We start from the raw sequence: 16508 nt of genomic DNA on the forward strand, positions 1-16508 counted from the left end.
CCGCGCTGCCAGTCAGGCCCGATGGTGCCTGTTCAGGCCAGTCAAGCTCTATCGGTGGACCAAGGTCGAACGAGCAATGCTTGAAACCTGTGGATCACGAGGGTGGGTCGTACCCTCCCGGTGATCTTGAGGCTCTCAAGCAAGGCCGGCGCGCCAACGCCGGTCGGGAAGGTACGACCCGTGCTCACCGTAGTTCCTGGAGCTGCCGACGCCGATGACGACCGCCGGTGCGGTGGTGCGTCGTTGATCGACGAGCTCGTCCGCGAAGGCGCCCGCAGGATGCTGGCCGAAGCACTGCAGGCCGAGGTCGACGACTACATCGCCCGCCACATCGGCGAGCGCGATTCCAGCGGGCGCCGGCTGGTGGTGCGCAACGGCTCCCACCAGGCTCGCGAGGTCCTGACCAGCGCCGGGGCGGTGGAGGTGATCGCGCCTAGAGTCAACGATCGGCGCGTCGATCCCGAGACGGGCGAGCGGGCCCGGTTCTCCTCGGCGATCGTGCCGGCTTGGTGCCGCAAGACCCCGAAGGTCACCGAGGTGCTGCCGCTGCTCTACCTGCACGGCCTGTCCAGCGGAGACTTCGTGCCCGCCCTGGGGCAGTTCCTCGGCTCCTCGGCCGGCCTGTCGGCGCCGGTGATCACGAAGTTGACCGAGACATGGAAGGCCGAGCAGCGCGCGTTCGCCACCCGGGATCTGTCGGGTGTGGACTACGTCTATCTGTGGGTTGACGGGATCCACGTCAACATCCGCCTCGAGGAGCACAAGCTGTGCTTGCTCGTGATGATCGGCGTTCGCGCGGACGGGCGGAAGGAGCTCGTCGCGCTGACCGACGGCTACCGGGAATCTATGGAGTCCTGGGCGGATCTGCTGCGCGACTGCGCACGGCGCGGTATGCACGCCCCGGTCCTCGCGATGGGCGACGGCGCGCTCGGGTTCTGGGGCGCGCTGCGCGAGGTGTTCCCGACCACGCGGGAGCAGCGCTGCTGGTTCCACAAGATCGGCAACGTTCTGGGTGCGCTGCCCAAGAGCGCGCATCCCGGGGCGAAGAAGGCCCTCGCCGAGATTTGGAACGCCGAGGACAAGCAGCACGCCCTCGACGCCGTCACGTCGTTCAAGGCCGTCTACGGCGCGAAGTTCGGCAAGGCGGTCGCGAAGATCACTGATGACCTCGAGGTGCTGTTGGCGTTCTACGACTACCCGGCCGAGCACTGGATCCACCTGCGAACCACGAACCCCATCGAGTCGACCTTCGCGACCGTGCGGCACCGCACGAAGATCACTCGCGGTCCCGGCTCACGCGCGGCCGGGCTCGCGATGGCGTTCAAGCTCATCGAGGCCGCCCAGGACCGCTGGCGAGCGGTCAACGCCCCGCACCTCGTCGCGCTCGTCCGCGCCGGCGCGGTGTTCGTCAACGGCAAGCTCGTCGAACGACCCGACGAAACCCATCAACCCGAAGCAGCCTAAAAGATCTTCATCCACAGGTCTTGACGATTGCTCAGGTCGAACCGAGACTGGTCGGCGGTAAATGCGAGAGTCAACGGAATAGCCCAGTCGCGCGAGTTGTCGAGTTGTTCGTACAGAGACCTGAGCTCGTCAACGGGAACCTGATAACCTAGACGCATGAGCTGTTCGAGATCAACTACTAGGACCGGAGATCGATTGTCGCCCGCGGGGCTCTTGTAGGCGATGGCACTCACTATTGGCCGTCCACGTACAGCGCTTGGTCCGGCGCTTGTTGTCCTCGACTCGGACCTTTCGTGCACTGGCTCTGTATCGGGTTGGGTCGTGACTGCCTCCACATCTCTAACCATTGATCCACAGAGCTGATGGATAGCGTCTCGGATCGCGCGAACTGGCATGAAGCCAAGACCAATCTCATCTAGAAAACGGTGCGAAATGCTGTGGTCGTCATTGTCAATCGTCAGTTTCAACTGAAGCGCGCCGTCGGGAGTGACGTCGCACCGAATTGCCGCGTTGCAGCAGTCTGGTACGGGCCCTACGATGGGCGAGATGTCTGCGAATCGCCACAACATCAGATCGCCCTCCGCTAGGGCAATCTGGTACTTGATGTCAATGTCAAGTGAGAAAGGGTTGAGGTGCCATGGCGAACTGGATCGCATGAATTCTGAGCCTCCACCGATCAGCGGATAACGCCATGTGTCGCCCCTCATCTCATGCATGGCGTTAGACAGGCTGGCCATGGCTGCACCCTGGTTCCAGTCGTGATTCCAAATCGCGACAATGAAGTCATTGTCAGTCATTTGGCGACACGCTAGTCCGGTGTCAGATAGCTCAGACGCAAGTATGCACTCGCGGATGAGTAGGTCATTCCGCGGCTCCAACATGTCGGCATCGATTGCGATGCGTCGAGTACCGCCCTCTTCGACAACCTGATCATCACGAAGATAGGTAGTCGCGTTGTCGCGCCGCCGCATCTGTCTCCAGAGGCGGCCTCGAGGAGTGTGAGGTTTCGGTGGTACTCGATTCTTGCACTCGATTAGTAGGAGTAAATCTGATCGCATTGCGATGATATCGCCAACAGATAAGAGCGTTGTTAAGTCGGCAATAATCGGGACGGCTCCGGCTGTCGCGATGCTGCTGGCCGTGTCGAGAACAAACTCGAAGTCAGCGCCTTGACCTGTTAGATGCGGTGGCCTTCCGCGATCACGCGCAAATTCGCGGACGGTATGCGCCCCTAGAAGCTGGGTTGCAAATGCGTCTCCCATCCTCCTTAGTATGTTGTTATGAAACTTCGCTTCGTCGCGTTCCGGTAAGGATTCGGCCGCTCGAATGCTATTGGCCAGCGCGACCTGAAAGTCAAGGGCGCTCTGAATGGAATCAATTCCTGCAAGTGTCCGGGCGAGTTCGGCACGCTCGCCCGCAAGTCGATCCACAGCGTTCAATGGTGTCGAAAGCTCCCGTCCCTAGCTGTAAGCGACAGTCGGCGGGCCTGCTTGCTGTTCCGCTCCCGAAGAAAGTACACCGCGAGGCCCGCAAGAGCATCGTATTGGTTAGCTGGCCCAGAGTGACGCTGCTGCCTGGGGGTGCTGCCACCCTCCACCCACCTCAAGCATCCACAGACCGCCCCTGGTGACGGCAGGTGGCGGAGAGCCGGGCTGCGGCGAAGGCGCGGGTAGGAGGCCTGTCCATGGGAAACCGGAGACGACCGGGGCAGCCGGAACGAACCAGCCAGCTTGTGGGTGTGCTGCAGCTCGGGCGTACGGCCGGCGGGCCTATCTACTCGCCAGCTGACAGCGTGGCTTGATAGCAGCCTGCTCCAGGCGCACGAAGGGGCAGGCGGATCATGGCGTATGGGTCAGCGCTGGTCGTGGAATGCCCTGAACAGCTGTAGGCGGCGAGGTCCGGCCTGGGGTCAAGGGGTAGGCGTACAGCGGTGAAGTACAGCAAAAACGTCCGGCGCCTGACTCATAACCCAGCGAGCGCCGGACAAGTAGAGGCCACGTCGAGGCAGCAGGAAGGCATCACGGGCCATAACACGGCCGCCTCAGCGCGACACGTCTTAGCACGTCGACCGGCGAGAAGCGTCTTGGATGACCCTGACCGGCACCGTGGAACCGCGTTCACAAGAAAGTGTTCGGCGGCATCGTGCAGGCACATCGGTAGTCGTTGACGTCAGCGCAGGTGTCAAGCATCAGCCGGGACCGGACATGCGTCAGCGCAGGTGTCAGCGCAGGTGTCAGCGCAGGGCACTGCCGAATCTGCCTGTATTGGATCAAGGGCGCCGCCTCCGGCGGCGCGCGTGGCCGGCTACGCCGGCCCCGCCGACCCACTCCCTCTACCTCCGGCCCGGTCGGGGCCGGCGCGTCCGGCTACTCGGCCACTCCCGCGGAGTCGGGCCAGGGATCCACGACCAGACCCGGCCATTCCCGCTGCCACCGCCGAGCCTTCGCCTCATAGACCGCCCGCGGTGCCAACAGCGGATTCGGGCGCACCCGCATCGCAAACAGGTCCGCGTACCCGTGAGGCGCATAGTCGACCAGCTCACCTATGGGCGTCCGAGACACGCCGAAGCAGCAGGTGGTCGACGCGAAGTGGTCGATGGCATCCGCCGAGCTGGTGAACCGCACGCCCTGGACACCGAAGCGCGCCTCGTACCAGAGGTGCACGCGCGCTTCGTTGCGGACCTCCACTGTCACGCCGAGGTCAGCGAACAGGGCGGCGGCCTTGCGGATCACCGCGTCCTCGGCCTCGTAGGACAGGTCCGAGGCGTCGTAGTAGAAGAAGTCGTAGTCGGCGATCCCGGCGCCGGGGTCACGGCCGTCCAGGACGTTCCACACGGTCTGGAACACCGCCCCGGCGGTCAGCCACCAGTCCGGGACACCGAGGGCCGGGCCGCGGTCGAGGATCGCTGCGTTCATCAGGTTTCGCTGGACGAGGTCGAGGAAACGGGCGCGCTGATCCACGATCAGCAGTCTGGCGCAGCGGACCGACAAAGCACGCGGGCTCTGCCCGAACCCGTCGCCGCTTCGGAGATCGGGGGAGTGCGGCGGGGTGGTGATCTCCTCACGGCGCGCCGAGACGGCAGCCAGGCCGAGGGGTGGGGTGCAAGGCTGGACTGAGTACCTTGCACCCCACCCCTCGGCCTGGCAGGGACGAGCCCGCGCCGCGAGGAGATCCCCACCAGGACCCGGCGTGCGAGGGGCAAGAACTACCCGCGCGGACTATGCACGGACGCAAACAGGTGGAGCAGCATTCCACCGCAGGTCAGAGCCGATATGACAGCGCACTGTAAATCCGTCGGCTTAGCCTACGAAGGTTCGAATCCTTCACCTGCCACACCCAGGCGGTACGGCCCCTGAACTGCGGAAACGCAGGACAGGGGCCGTTCTGCTGCGGTCCGGCTGTGTTCGGCTCCTACCGGCCCTGAGCAGCTGTCTGTGGGCCCTCCGTGGGCCGGTACTCCGGAGGGTCGGAGGCGTGCCAGCGCTGCTGTGAAACCTCGGCAGTGTTGGTGGCGGCACGTGGGCGCAGGGGGCGGCTATGGCGGCACATGGGTCGGCTGGTCGGCGATCAGAGAACCATGCGAGCTCCCATGGGCGTCGGGGCCGCCGACCCCCTCGGGCCCCTCACAAGCCTGCTCGGATCGGGCCGCACGCGCGGTCTCAGGGCCCGATGCGCGCATCTGTGCCGCAACACGAGGAGGCACCAACCGGCCCGACCGCGGCGCCGTGTACGCAGCGACCATGCCGACCACGGCCCACTCCGCTAAGCCTGCGCCCGACGCCCTGTCTGGTAGCAGTCGTCCAGAAGGCTGAGGAGGGAGCGCTCCATGACCATGGCAGTCGCTTCGCGTACTACCGGGATCGCCGAGCGACCTGAGGTGGCGCGCGAACGTGTCCGTCCAGACGGTCGAGCGCGTCCCGCTCTCGCTGTAACGGGTAGACCGGTTCGGACGAACCCTGGGTCAGTCTTGAATCACGGGCTGGGGGATCGCTGGATGTACCGCTCGCCGGTTAGATCGTTCTGATGAAACTCGTCACCTCGCTGGCCCGCCGGCATCAGGGCTGCCCGTCGAGCAACGTCGCCTCGGCCGCTGTCCTGTGGACTTGAACCAGAGAACCCCGCGAAAGAAGATCCACATAGCTTGCATGTTTGCTTGGTTCTCACCCGCTCAGCTTCACCCCTTCCTTCGTCAGCGCCGAACACCTACATACCCATCTTTGGCCCCTTGTGGTATGCGTCGAATACCTCGGGCCAGGCCGAACGGGAAGCACGGCGGGCATTGACACCCCCTGAAGGAGAGGGGAACCCTACCCGGGCGGCTAGCTTCGTTAACCCTTGAGCTAGAGAGGCAGAGTCTTGTCTGAATCCTCACCCCCTCCCAATGACGGCGACTCCACTTCCAGTATAAGACAGAGTCCCGCCGCTCAGCAGAGCGAAGGAGCCGCAGAGGGCGGTGACACGAGCAACCAAACCGATCTCGAACAGAGCTCAATGACCGCCACAATCAAGTCCGTCATAATCAATAAGTGGACGCTTGCTGTCACATGCACTGGCGTTATAGTAGCGATCATCTTTGGAGTAGTTTCCTGCAACGGCGCGGGGGGCGACTCGCTCGAAGGTAACCAATCGGGGACCGGCAATACTCAGAATCAGAACCAGGGTGGAACTCAGAATATCCTATCAGGTATCAACATAGTAGAGATCAGCGGTGGCATCGCGCAGATAGCAGCCTCCTCCGCTACAGACGTCGAGCTGAAACAGAAGCTCGCGCAGACTGCCGTCGAAGATCCAATTGGCCCTGGACCGTGGCCCTTTGTTGTTGTCGACACTGATGTCGATGGACTTTTCGTTCGGTCGACGAATGAGCTTGACGCTGACCGCCTTGGGTTCGTCAAGAACCGCAGCGTCATTTGGGTTGACTGTCAAGCGACGTCAAAGTACACGCCAGTGGATCCGATAAACGACGTTGGCCCGAAATGGTTCCAGATCCGGTGGAAGAACACAGCCCCGAGCCAGCAACGCTTCGAATCTGACCCAAGTGACCAGGCGCGAGGTTGGGTATACGGCGGCCTGATCGCCCCCTATGGCCAAAATGGCGCTGTACCATCCTGCACATAGCCCGCTGACGACGAACGCCGGTGGCTCGGCAGGGCGCTGTCATGTATTTCCGTTACAGCAAGCGGACAGCAGTGCTTGGCTCACGATCACGTCCTTGGTGATGGCCGCAAGGCTGCCGACCTCATCAAGGTAGGTCGATCAAGAATACTGAAGAGATCAACGGTCGTCGACGACATTATCTGGAGCGAACAGCACGCTGATTTGCGGTGACCATGTGCCAGCGGACGACCGTCCGGGGACGACATACAGGAGGGGTCATGCGAGGACGAACCAGGGTATGTGGCCGAGCCTGCATTCGGCTCGTCCTATTGACGCACTTGCTCGTTGTGACCGCGCTATTCGCGAGCATCGATACTTTCGCGTTGACACCGACCGCTCTGGCCGCCACCTGCCAGGGACCTGGCTGCAACTATCAGGACCCGATGGCGTCTGGCTGCACTGAAGACGGTCGAACAATCGACTCTTTCGTTTATGAGGGAGCCAACGCCGATTTGGCTGGAACGCTCATGGAACTTCGATACTCGCCCGCTTGCGATGCTGCCTGGGTTCGCGCCACGGGCGGCACCTGTCTTCCTCGTGACTGCGGTGTCGTGCTAGAGGCAAGCCGAGGAAGCGGGTCAACTGACGAGTACTCGCTTGGGAATGCCAGCGGCGGTGCCAATTGGACTAACCTCCTGAGCTTCCGGTATTACGTCCGAGGATGCTTCGCTACGTTCGATCTCTCAGCAAGCACGGGATACGTGCTCGAAGGCTGCACGTCCTGGCACTAACGACCAGTCGGGGAATGTAGGCCTCAGAGCCGCTTCCCGAACCAAGGGGGCCCAGCGGATGTGCTTACAGGTCGTCGACCTGGAGGTCGTGGCGGACTCGGCGGAAGGTGGCTGGGTGCCGCCAGACGGGCCGACCCCGAACGATGTCGGCTGCTGCGTCGACGGCGAGTTCCACGACGACTGACGGTTCCACCCGCGTGTACTCGACGGGGGCTGCGTCTCTGAACCTCGCCGGGGGCAGGACGGCGGGCCAGGGGTGCTGGTCGTCGGCGGGGTGCGGCACGGCGCCTATGGCTTGCCGGGCGTCGCGGGGAAAAAGCGGGCCGGTGCGCCCGGCCACCCGCAGGCGTCCGGCCTTGTCGCGGCGCTCGAGGACCAGCGCGACCGGCGTGTTGAGCGGGCCCAGTACCCCGCCGACGACTGCCTCTGTGCTGGTTCTGGTCTTGACCTTTCGCCAGGCGCGCCGTTGCGGGAGGTAGCCGTGGTCGAGGCATTTCGCGACGACGCCCTCGATCCCGGCGTCGAGGTGCCCGGTGAGCCACGCGTGGGCGGCCTGGCTGTCGGTGGTCATGGGGACGACCGCGAGCGGCGGGGCGGCGTCGTCGAGCAGTTGCAGGAGGAGAGCTCGGCGGATCCGGTAGGGGTAGGTGCGCAGGTCTGTGTTCCCTGCGGCGAGGACGTCGAATGCGACGAAGGTGGCGGGTGTCTCGGCGGCGTGGCGTGCGTCGGTGAGGCGGCGCTGCAGCGCCGTGAAATCCAGTCCAGCGGTTCGGCACACGACGAGTTCGCCGTCGAGCACGATGTGGCCGGCGAACCGGTCGGCGATCGCGGCGACGATTTCGGGAAAGTAGCGGGTGAGGGAGCGGTTCTGGCGGGAGCGCAGCCGTACTCGCCGACGGTCGGCGGTGGCGATCGCGCGGAATCCGTCGAACTTGGGCTCGAACGCCCACGGGCCTGCTGTGGGCAGGTTCGACGTTGGTCGGGCGACCATCGGTTGTACGGGCGGGCGGAGCACCTCGGGACGATATGCAGGTCACAGCGCGCTGACCTGCGGCGGACTATCCGCATAGTCCGGTCTTGCAGGCGTGAGGTTGATTGCGTGCCGCGTGCCGCGTGCCGCCGACGATGTCACTCCAGCAGGTGTGCGAAGTTGCCACGTTGTCGACGTCGGCGGGACACGATAGCCGTCATGTCCGATGACTGCGCCGACACGATCACCGCCGTGGACCGTCTCCTCGCCCCCGGGTTGAGCCTGCAGACCTGATCTCCTGCCGGCATTGAACAAGTCGGTGTGAATGCGCACGGGGGCTCTCGGCTGCTGAAGGCGCGTACCGGCCCGGGCCGCTTGAGCTAGGCCTTTGTGATGGCGAATCGCGGGCCGCGACGGGTGCCCGCGGCCCATTTGCTGCGAGTTTGGTACGCAGGAAACGCCGGGGCTCGTGCGCCAACCCGTCGACCTGGCGACGCCCGACCGCGCCGCGGCCCGGGACAGCCCTCGAGGCGACCGGCAGCCGACGTCGTCCAGCTCTGCCCCGAGCCGCCGCGGTTGCCCTGGCCGCTGGCGTGGCGCTCTTCGCGCTGATGTAGCTTTCGTACGGTCAGGACGCAGCGCGGCCACTGATGGGGTGGACGTGGCTTTGGCCACGGACGGGGTTCGATTCCCCGGCGCGCTACGAATGGGGGAGCCGATGATCGTCGAAGTCCAATGGTTGGGCGTCGCGGCTATCGAATCGCTTTCGTGGCCCGATGCGCGGGTTCGCAAGTACTTCAATGTGAAGCCGCACCCTAAAGTAAGCGAGCAGTTCAACGTTCCGATTCGAGATCGGATTGTTCCCTACCTGTTGAACCCGGCTGATGGATTTCATCGGCTTCTGTCGCGTTCTATGGACGGCCTGTCGTCCTCAAGAGAGCGAACGAGGCCGCCGTATGGGCCTTTGAGTCTCGACAATTCCGAATCCTTCATTATAACTTCCGTGTCAGGTGAACTTTTCCCCGGCGGAGTCGTGGTCGCCAGGGTAAGAGGTCGCGCCGAGCTGACGACTTGTGAGGGTAAGCCGAACTATTCGGACTTGCGGGCTCTGAGGACTCCGCGAAAGCTGCCTGCAGTTGATGCAGCCATACGAGCCGTCCTGGCTCTCGCTCAGGCAGATCGGGGCGGAGAACTGAGCGTCTCATACGAAGACTACTTCTCCTTAAGTCTTCAGGTCCCTACTGATCAGTCGGGGATGCCAGGCCTGCTTGCGAGGGATCGGCAGAGTATCGCGTCTCTACTGACGGGCGTCCCGGAGTCTGCGAAACTGGGCGAGCGGGTCGTCGACAAGATATATGAAGAGAACTCGTCGTTAAATGAGAAGGCGCCCTCGGAGCTTCTGCTTGTCAACTCTCAAGGCATTATCCATGTACTCCCGAAGTGGAATTATCGGAGTCCGCACTATGGTCGGCTCGCGAAAGTTTCTGACCTGGCGATCTTGGCGCACTTTGCCCGCTTATTCTTAAGGGATGACACCAACTTCTCTATGGAGTCGCCCAAGTTCTCTGCGTCCTTACGGGGCATCTTGGCGCGCTGGATCGAAGCGCCATCGCTGACGATGGCAAGCAGCTTCGCTAATCGATTGACATGGGAAAGATTGTCGGAATCCTTCCATCTTCGGGCCTCGTTGATGCACTGGCGGTCCGGACTGCCCGCAGAGCAGGGAGTCGGATCGGTTTCCGTTCGCCTTGACGGGGAATGGTGGCTGATCCCGGATGTTGAGCAGCGCATCGGTGAGCAAAGGGCAGCGGAACTCGACCCTCTCGGATTCGTCGGAAATCCGCAACTGCGCGAATTCATCGAGAAGGATCGTGACGAGGCTAGTAGATGCCTGGCATCCAGGAATTATAGGGCGGCGGTCGTTATGGCGGGTGCAGCGATCGAGGGCACTCTCTTGGCCGCGTTGTTAGCTGATCAACCGTCGGCAGACCATGGATCCCTGCTGAAGAAGAACCTGAGTCAGCTGATAGAAGCGTGCTGCCCAAAATTCAATCAACAGTTGGATAGAAATAAGGATACTGTTCCCAGGCGGCTTATTGATCAGGAAACTGCAAAGTTCGTCCACTTCACCTGCAGGCCGTGGCGCAATTACGTGCATCCTGGCCTTTCGGTTCGATCTGGGCAGCCTGCGAACGCTGACCTCGCGAAGGCATGCATTAGTGCACTTGAATTGCTTATTCAGGACGTGGGGCGTGGTCCAACTCCTTGAAGTAGTGCGGGTGTTGTCGGTACCCCAATCCAAAAAGTGTTGTGCGTAGAGTGCGGACTTTTCAGTCGCCTCGGTCTTGAGTTCTGGACCCCGCACTCGGGTGAGCATTGCGTTACAGACCGGGCTTCCAAAGGTCGTAGGTGGCTTCATCGCGGGCCGAACTTGCGCGCCGAGTGGCGCGCTCTCGCTGTGGGCAATTCCGTTGAGATCAACGCTGGAGGCTGGCTCGTTAGCGCGTGCTGATGCATCCTCGGTCCCGACGTCGTTCCCTTCAATGGCGAGTCGGTGTCACGGTTGTGTTGCTGAGCGGGGAGCCGATGGCTTAGCCTGGCGCTTGCATTCTAGATCGAGCGTGGAATTTCGCAAGACGCTGATCGAATAGGGTTTTCACGGCTACGTCTCTTGCTGGGTTTTTGTGCGAGTCAGTGAGATCTAAGACGAAACCAGATTCCCCTAGCCCTGTTGCATTTCCCTGGCCAGGGCTCCCAGTGGTCTCCGTCTTGTAAGGCCCGACGCGCGCAAGAACAGCCAGCGCCGCAAGGAGGTCACCACCTCAGGGAGAGGTGCTGTCGCCCGCCGGGAAAGGTTCCAGTGGCGCTTTCGCCCGAGCCAGCCACTTCCGCTCGACTTCACTCTGGACGTCGATGTGGTGATGTCGGGCGATGAGCAACGTGTGACAGAGGACGTCGGCGATCTCGGCAGCGAACTTCGCATCCAGCTCGGCCGCGCTCAGACCCTTCGACCGCGCTTGTCCCTGCCGCATCAGATGTGCCTGCGTGAGCTCACCGACCTCCTCGTGAAGCTTCATGATCTGCCAGTCACTGGTCCGCTCAATTCCGAACTCCGCGGCATACTGGCGGGATACACGTTCCACCTGCGCTGTCAGCTCACGAAGATCCATGGGAGGAGCGTCTCAGACTTGTGAGTGACACGTCGATCCCGTCCCTTGCCTTCGTGTGAGAGCGGCTCGCTCTCGACCCGTCGATCCACTTCCGAGACGCGGGGCTAGCGCTGTGGAGCCAGTCCATCTCCGTTCAGAATGCTGAGATGTAGGTGGTCGTAGTGGCCGCCGGTGGCGTCGTTGGGGTCGTAGATTCCGCCGCCGGTGTAGGGCCGTCCCCAGCCGTTGGTGTCGGGTGTGTCGGGTGACCAGAACCGGCCCTGCCAGATCACGTACTTCACCCGGAGTGCTGCGGCGTGAGTTCGGAGCCAGGTTGCGAGTCGCCAGCCGTTCTGGAGGTCGTCCCCCTCGGGGAATCGTCCCGCGCTGGCCGGGAAGTAGTCGCACGCGGTTCCGCGGGAATGGTCGCTGTCAGGGTTCCACGCGTGTTCGTCCCAGCAGCCGGCGGAGCGAATCGGGGCGTCGGGTCCGGGCTTGCCGAAGGCGCGGATGATTTCGTCGTGGGCGTGGCGGGTGGCGGGGGTGAGGCAGCGTCCGCCGGTGGGGTCGGTGGCGGTGCAGGTGTTGCTGGCTGCTGTGAATGATGTCGGTGCCGGGAGATCGTTGATGGAGACGGGGCCTGCTGGGGCGCTGTATTGCTTGACGAGCTCGTGAACGTGGTCGATGTACTTCCTGATGAGTTCGATGCACGAGGTGTCGCAGTCCGCTTCGCCTGGGCTCGGGATGCCAGTCGCCGAGCCGGTGAGGCGGCCACATCCGGCGATGTGGCAGACCAGCATGCCGTCTAGCGGTGTCGTTGGTTTCCCGGTGGCGCGTAGGTGCGCGGTGGCGAGGCGCAGGTTGCGGCAGATCCACGGGATCGCGACGCGCAGGTGTTCCTGCGGGCGAAGGATGTCGGCACTCGGTGGCGGTGGGTTGCTGGTCCAGGTGGCGCCGCCGGCCTCGCGCCAGTTCGTCTCGTTGAGTTGGTAGAGGCCGGCGGCGCCGCCGTTGCGGTCGGTGCTGAATGCGGTGGGGTTCCAGCTGGACTCGGCTTGGACGTGGGCGATCACCCAGACCGGCGGGAGTTCGGGGCAGCTGGTGCTGGTGATTGAAGTGATGACGTCGAGGGACTCAGCCGCCAGCGCTGGGATGGCCGCTGTGTTGACCCCGATCGACGATGCCGAGGTGCTCAAACCGCTCAGCAGAGCGCCGACGACGAGCAGGGGAATGAGCAGTGCCGTGACGAGGCCAGCGCCGACGATGGCAGCTGTGCGCACGAGCTTCACCCGGTCTGTTCTGGTGTCTTTGTTGGCAGTGTCGGGAGTGGGGTGTGTCCGTTGAGGGCGCGGTAGCGCTCGTTGTGGGTGCAGTCGGCGAAGGGGCCGAGGGGGGTGAGGAGTTCGCGTAGGCAGGGGTCGAGGTGGTCGCGGATCCAGATGGACATGGCGGCGCCGGGTTCGGGGGCGAGTTCGGTCCAGGCGCGGCGGAGTGCTTCGAGGCGGAAGACGGCTTCGGGGTGTTCCCACCACAGCGGGCACCAGGTGAGTTCGCCGCGCAGGGGTCGGGCGATTACTGAGGTGACGGTGTCGTGGACCCAGTCGATCAGGGCGTCGGTGTTGAGCTGGTCGTCGTCCTCGGCGAGTGTCATGTCGACGGGCTTGGCGGTGGGGATGTTGCTGAGGAGTTCGTCGAGTTGATCGGACTGGTGGGTGCGCCAGGCTTCGAGGGCTTGGACGCGGGCGCACAGCTCGGCGATCAGCCGGTCGTCAGACGTGGTCATCCTCTGGCTCCTTCGGGCGGTTGACGGGGTTGTCGGGGCCGAGTGCTGCTGCGGCGGCGCGCTTGAGCTCCGCGAGTGCGGTGTGGGAGTAGTCGCTGATGTCGGTGTGGTCGCGTTCGCGGTACCAGGGGTGCAGGTGTCCGAGACCGGGGCGGCGTCCGGTGGTGAGCAGGACGGCTCGGTCGCGGGCGAGCGCCCGGAGAGCCGAGGAGGGCATGATCGGTTCCCGGGCGTGGGAGTATTGGCGCGAGGTGCGTCCGCGGTCGACGCTGGTGGAGACGCGGGGTACGTAGTGGTCGCCGATGAGCCCGGAGAGGCGTTGCAGGAAGCTGTGGTCGTCGACGCCGGCTCCGATGATTTTGATGGTGGCGGCGGACCAGAGGGCTTGCATGCCTTGTTCGCCCCAGACGCCGACGCCTTGTTGGTAGCTCTGCAGCATGGTGAGGACCTGGATGCCGCGGGAGCCGTAGTGGCTGTAGAGCTGGGGGAGCGCGCGGATCGGGCAGATGTTCGCGGCTTCGTCGAGGACGGCGACTACGGGTGGTTCGAGGCGGCCGCCGGAGGCTTGGGCGAGGAGTTCGGCGATCTCGAGGATGCGGTCGACGAGCGCGGTGACGACGGGCGCGGCGGTGCCGGCGCCTTCCTTGGACAGCAGGTGGATGGTGGCGCGCCCGGTGCGGGCGGCGGCGAGCAGGTCCCACAGGTCGAGCTCGCCCGGCCAGTCGTGTTCGGGAGGGTCGCGCCAGGTGTGGGGTGGGGTGATCCAGCGCAGCAGGCGCTCGGAGGTGAGTGCTTTCGTGGCGGTGCGCGCGGTTTGGAAGATGCCTTTGGTGGTGACGTCGGCCCCGGAGAGGGTGGCTTCGAGGTCGGCGGCCTCCATTCCGGCTCCGGCGTTGTCGAGGGCGGCGATGGCGTCGCGGCGGCCGGGTTGTAGCCAGGCGAGGACGTCGCGCAGGGTGCCGCCGCTGATCGCGGCGGCGAGCAGGGTGGCGGTGAGGACCTGCTCTCCGGCGGCGTGGAAGAACGGGTCACGTCGGTCGCCGCCGATGGTGGCGATGAAGTGCCCGGCGAGCCGCGCGGCGGCTTCGACGCGTTCGGCAGGGTCAGCGTCGGCGATGCTGCGCAGCGGATCCCACCACCAGGTCTGCCGAGCATGTGCGATGCGCTGTGGGTCGAACGTCCACACCGGACCGGCCTGCCCGCGCATCCCGGAGGTCAGGGCCCACAGGTCGGCTTTGTTCGAGGTGGCGACGACCAGGCCGGGTGCGGCGAGCACGGTGGGGACGGCCAGCGCGCTGGTCTTGTTCGACCGCGGGCCCATGATGACCAGCCCGACGTCCTCCCACGACATCGACACCGGATGCCGGTCGACCGACATCAGCCGCAGCCCATGATCGGAGCTGCCGAACTCGCGCGCGGCGGGTCGCAGCTGTCGGGCCCGGCGGACCGCGGCGGCGCCGGTCAGGTCGCCCAGCTCGGTGGAGCGCAGCATCGCGCGCTGCGGATCGCCCGGGCGTCCGCGCCTGGCGATGACGCGTCCGATCACGAGCGCCGGGCACGCCTCGACCATGAGCAGCAGCGAGAAGAGGCTGTAGAACGCGGCCGGGCTGGCGCCCGGCGCGAGCACTCCGGCCGCGCCGTCGCGCACGAGACGGACCAGCAGTTCGACGTTCGCCTCGGGCGCGAACCAGACACCGGTGCCGACCAGCGCGGCGGCGCCCGAAGCCACCCAGGTGTTTCCAACGAGAACTGAGACCGACCCGATTGCGCCGACGAGCAGCAGTGGTGCCGTCGCCTCGCGGAGCAGGCCGGGTGTCACGGCTGCTCGTTGCGGTGGAAGGCGCGGTCGGTGTCGTGCAAGGCGATCTCGGTCGGGGTCAGGGTGAGCGCGACCGGGAGGCCGACCCGTTGTCCGGACTTGATCAGGTACTTGCCTCGCCCGGGGTGGATGCGACCGGCATGCCAGGTTGGGGGTGCGGCCCAGGAGGTGATCAGCGCGGCCTCGCCTTGGCTGAGCGCGGTGATCCGGCGCAGTCCGTCGAGTTCTTTCTCGGCCATTCCGCCCAGGAGCAGCACGCCGTTGCGGGAGGCCATGCCGCGGGCCTTCGCGCGGTCGGATTCGGTGGGCAGGGCTTCCAGGTCGTCGAGGGAGTGGGTGACTTGGAACGACACGACGCCGCGGTGTCGCCCGAGGCGGGTGATCCGATCCGACCTCTCCACCAGCCCGGGAGCGACGCGCAGGGCGCGCCACAGCTCGTCTTGCACCTGCACCACGTTGCGGCGCTGTTCGCCGTAGGCGGCGGCGTCGGTCAGGGCGGCGGACCAGGCCCAGGAACAGAGCATCGCGGCGGCTACGACGTCGTCGTCATCGTCGTCCAGTGCGCTGATGTCCAGGGACAGCGCCGGGGTGGTGGGGTTGAAACTGGCGCTGCTGGGGCGGTCGAAGATGCCGCGGATCGCGCCCTCGCACAGGAGCCCGAGGGCGTTGGTCAGCGAGCGGGTCAGGCACCGGTAGTCGATGTCGTCGGCGCATGCGGCGATCAGCTGGAGCGGGGTTGCGGCGGACAGCAGCACGGTGAACACATCGGGAATGAGCGGCTCGCGTCCGTGCGCGGCATCGACGGCGATATCGAGCGCCGCCCCGAGCAGCCGGCGCTCGGTGACATCCGGCTCGTCTCGGCGGACGATCGTGATCAGCGCCTCGAGCAGCGACAATCGCCGCGCTCGCAGCGTCTCGAGCAGGCGGGTGCTGTCGGTAGCCGAGGCAGACGTGATCGCGGCCCGAAGCGGGCCGGCGTCGAGCGGGTTGAGCGCGTGCAGGCCGCGGCCGATGTGCCAGACCGAGCCGCCGAGGGCAGTGATCAGGGCGGTGTACTCGCCTTTGACGTCGCCGGGGATGACCGCGCGCATACCGAATCCGACCAGGCCGGTGAGCATGCGTTTGGTGATCGAGGATTTCCCGATGCCGGGCTGGCCTTGGACCCAGACTCCGGTGTTGGAGACCAGGCCGGTGCGTAGCCAGTGTGCGGGGTCGAGTCCGACCGGTTCGGCGGTGTGTAGGTGTCGGCCGATGGGGACGCCGCGCACGTCGCTGCCAGACGGGGTGGCGAAAGGGAACAGCCCGCAAACCTGGCTGGTGGTGGCGGCGAAGTGGTGCCCGGCTTCGACGTGCCCGGCGCGTCCGCCGCCGCGGACGGGCCATCCCCAGGCGCGGGGGATCGGGTCGTGGTCGGGTGTGGTCATCGCGTGATCCT

General features: G+C 64.9%; 12 protein-coding genes. 3 read left to right on the forward strand and 9 right to left on the reverse strand.

Annotated features, from left to right (window positions below):
- Nucleotides 1-180 precede the first annotated feature (180 nt).
- On the forward strand, nt 181-1464 hold the full coding sequence (locus ACQPZQ_RS14740; protein ID WP_433292910.1) for an IS256 family transposase: 1284 nt from the start codon (nt 181-183) through the stop codon (nt 1462-1464).
- Here ACQPZQ_RS14740 and ACQPZQ_RS14745 read toward each other — a convergent pair.
- The 3 genes from ACQPZQ_RS14745 to ACQPZQ_RS14755 all read right to left on the reverse strand — a co-directional run bounded on the left by ACQPZQ_RS14745 (nt 1461) and on the right by ACQPZQ_RS14755 (nt 6390).
- A complete protein-coding gene (locus ACQPZQ_RS14745; protein ID WP_433295955.1) occupies nt 1461-2894 on the reverse strand; it encodes a hypothetical protein in 1434 nt (477 codons plus the stop codon). The genes ACQPZQ_RS14740 and ACQPZQ_RS14745 overlap by 4 nt on opposite strands.
- 936 nt (nt 2895-3830) lie before the next feature.
- Nucleotides 3831-4424 (reverse strand): nucleotidyltransferase family protein, encoded by a 594-nt coding sequence (locus ACQPZQ_RS14750; RefSeq protein WP_433295957.1) that lies wholly within the window; start codon nt 4422-4424, stop codon nt 3831-3833.
- Nucleotides 4425-6144: 1720 nt separating this feature from the next.
- On the reverse strand, nt 6145-6390 hold the full coding sequence (locus tag ACQPZQ_RS14755) for a hypothetical protein (protein ID WP_433295959.1): 246 nt from the start codon (nt 6388-6390) through the stop codon (nt 6145-6147).
- A 449-nt stretch (nt 6391-6839) separates the two neighbouring features.
- Between ACQPZQ_RS14755 and ACQPZQ_RS14760 the strand changes: the two genes are divergently transcribed.
- On the forward strand, nt 6840-7352 hold the full coding sequence (locus ACQPZQ_RS14760; RefSeq protein ID WP_433295961.1) for a DUF2690 domain-containing protein: 513 nt from the start codon (nt 6840-6842) through the stop codon (nt 7350-7352).
- A gap of 64 nt (nt 7353-7416) precedes the next feature.
- Here the strand turns inward: ACQPZQ_RS14760 and ACQPZQ_RS14765 are convergent, their stop codons facing one another.
- A complete protein-coding gene (locus ACQPZQ_RS14765; protein ID WP_433295963.1) occupies nt 7417-8367 on the reverse strand; it encodes a hypothetical protein in 951 nt (316 codons plus the stop codon).
- Nucleotides 8368-9040: 673 nt separating this feature from the next.
- On the opposite strand from ACQPZQ_RS14765, the gene ACQPZQ_RS14770 reads away from it, so the two are divergent.
- Complete coding sequence (locus ACQPZQ_RS14770) at nt 9041-10591, forward strand: hypothetical protein (protein ID WP_433295965.1); 1551 nt, start codon at nt 9041-9043, stop codon at nt 10589-10591.
- Nucleotides 10592-11144: 553 nt separating this feature from the next.
- On the opposite strand, the gene ACQPZQ_RS14775 is transcribed toward ACQPZQ_RS14770, so the two are convergent.
- From ACQPZQ_RS14775 to ACQPZQ_RS14795, 5 genes are all read right to left on the reverse strand, one after another.
- Nucleotides 11145-11492 (reverse strand): hypothetical protein, encoded by a 348-nt coding sequence (locus ACQPZQ_RS14775; protein ID WP_433295967.1) that lies wholly within the window; start codon nt 11490-11492, stop codon nt 11145-11147.
- 104 nt (nt 11493-11596) lie between these two features.
- A complete protein-coding gene (locus ACQPZQ_RS14780; RefSeq protein WP_433295969.1) occupies nt 11597-12751 on the reverse strand; it encodes a transglycosylase SLT domain-containing protein in 1155 nt (384 codons plus the stop codon).
- Nucleotides 12752-12756: 5 nt separating this feature from the next.
- Entirely contained in the window at nt 12757-13254 is a 498-nt protein-coding gene (locus ACQPZQ_RS14785; RefSeq protein ID WP_433295971.1) for a DUF4913 domain-containing protein, read from the reverse strand.
- Nucleotides 13241-15073, reverse strand: coding sequence for a type IV secretory system conjugative DNA transfer family protein (locus ACQPZQ_RS14790; RefSeq protein ID WP_433295973.1), 1833 nt, complete (start codon nt 15071-15073; stop codon nt 13241-13243). Before ACQPZQ_RS14790 ends, ACQPZQ_RS14785 begins: the two co-directional genes overlap by 14 nt.
- Nucleotides 15070-16497, reverse strand: coding sequence for a hypothetical protein (locus ACQPZQ_RS14795; protein WP_433295975.1), 1428 nt, complete (start codon nt 16495-16497; stop codon nt 15070-15072). The genes ACQPZQ_RS14790 and ACQPZQ_RS14795 overlap by 4 nt, the downstream gene beginning before the upstream one ends.
- Nucleotides 16498-16508: the final 11 nt, after the last annotated feature.

The organism is Pseudonocardia sp. CA-142604 (genome assembly GCF_050948475.1).
In the GTDB taxonomy this organism is placed as follows: domain Bacteria; phylum Actinomycetota; class Actinomycetes; order Mycobacteriales; family Pseudonocardiaceae; genus Pseudonocardia; species Pseudonocardia alaniniphila.

Excerpts from the sequence above, each read along its gene's own strand:
- ACQPZQ_RS14760 (WP_433295961.1), top strand. The coding sequence starts at position 6,840 with ATGCGAGGACGAACCAGGGTATGTGGCCGAGCCTGCATTCGGCTCGTC.
- ACQPZQ_RS14770 (WP_433295965.1), top strand. The coding sequence starts at position 9,041 with ATGATCGTCGAAGTCCAATGGTTGGGCGTCGCGGCTATCGAATCGCTT.
- ACQPZQ_RS14775 (WP_433295967.1), bottom strand. The coding sequence starts at position 11,492 with ATGGATCTTCGTGAGCTGACAGCGCAGGTGGAACGTGTATCCCGCCAG.
- ACQPZQ_RS14785 (WP_433295971.1), bottom strand. The coding sequence starts at position 13,254 with ATGACCACGTCTGACGACCGGCTGATCGCCGAGCTGTGCGCCCGCGTC.
- ACQPZQ_RS14795 (WP_433295975.1), bottom strand. The coding sequence starts at position 16,497 with ATGACCACACCCGACCACGACCCGATCCCCCGCGCCTGGGGATGGCCC.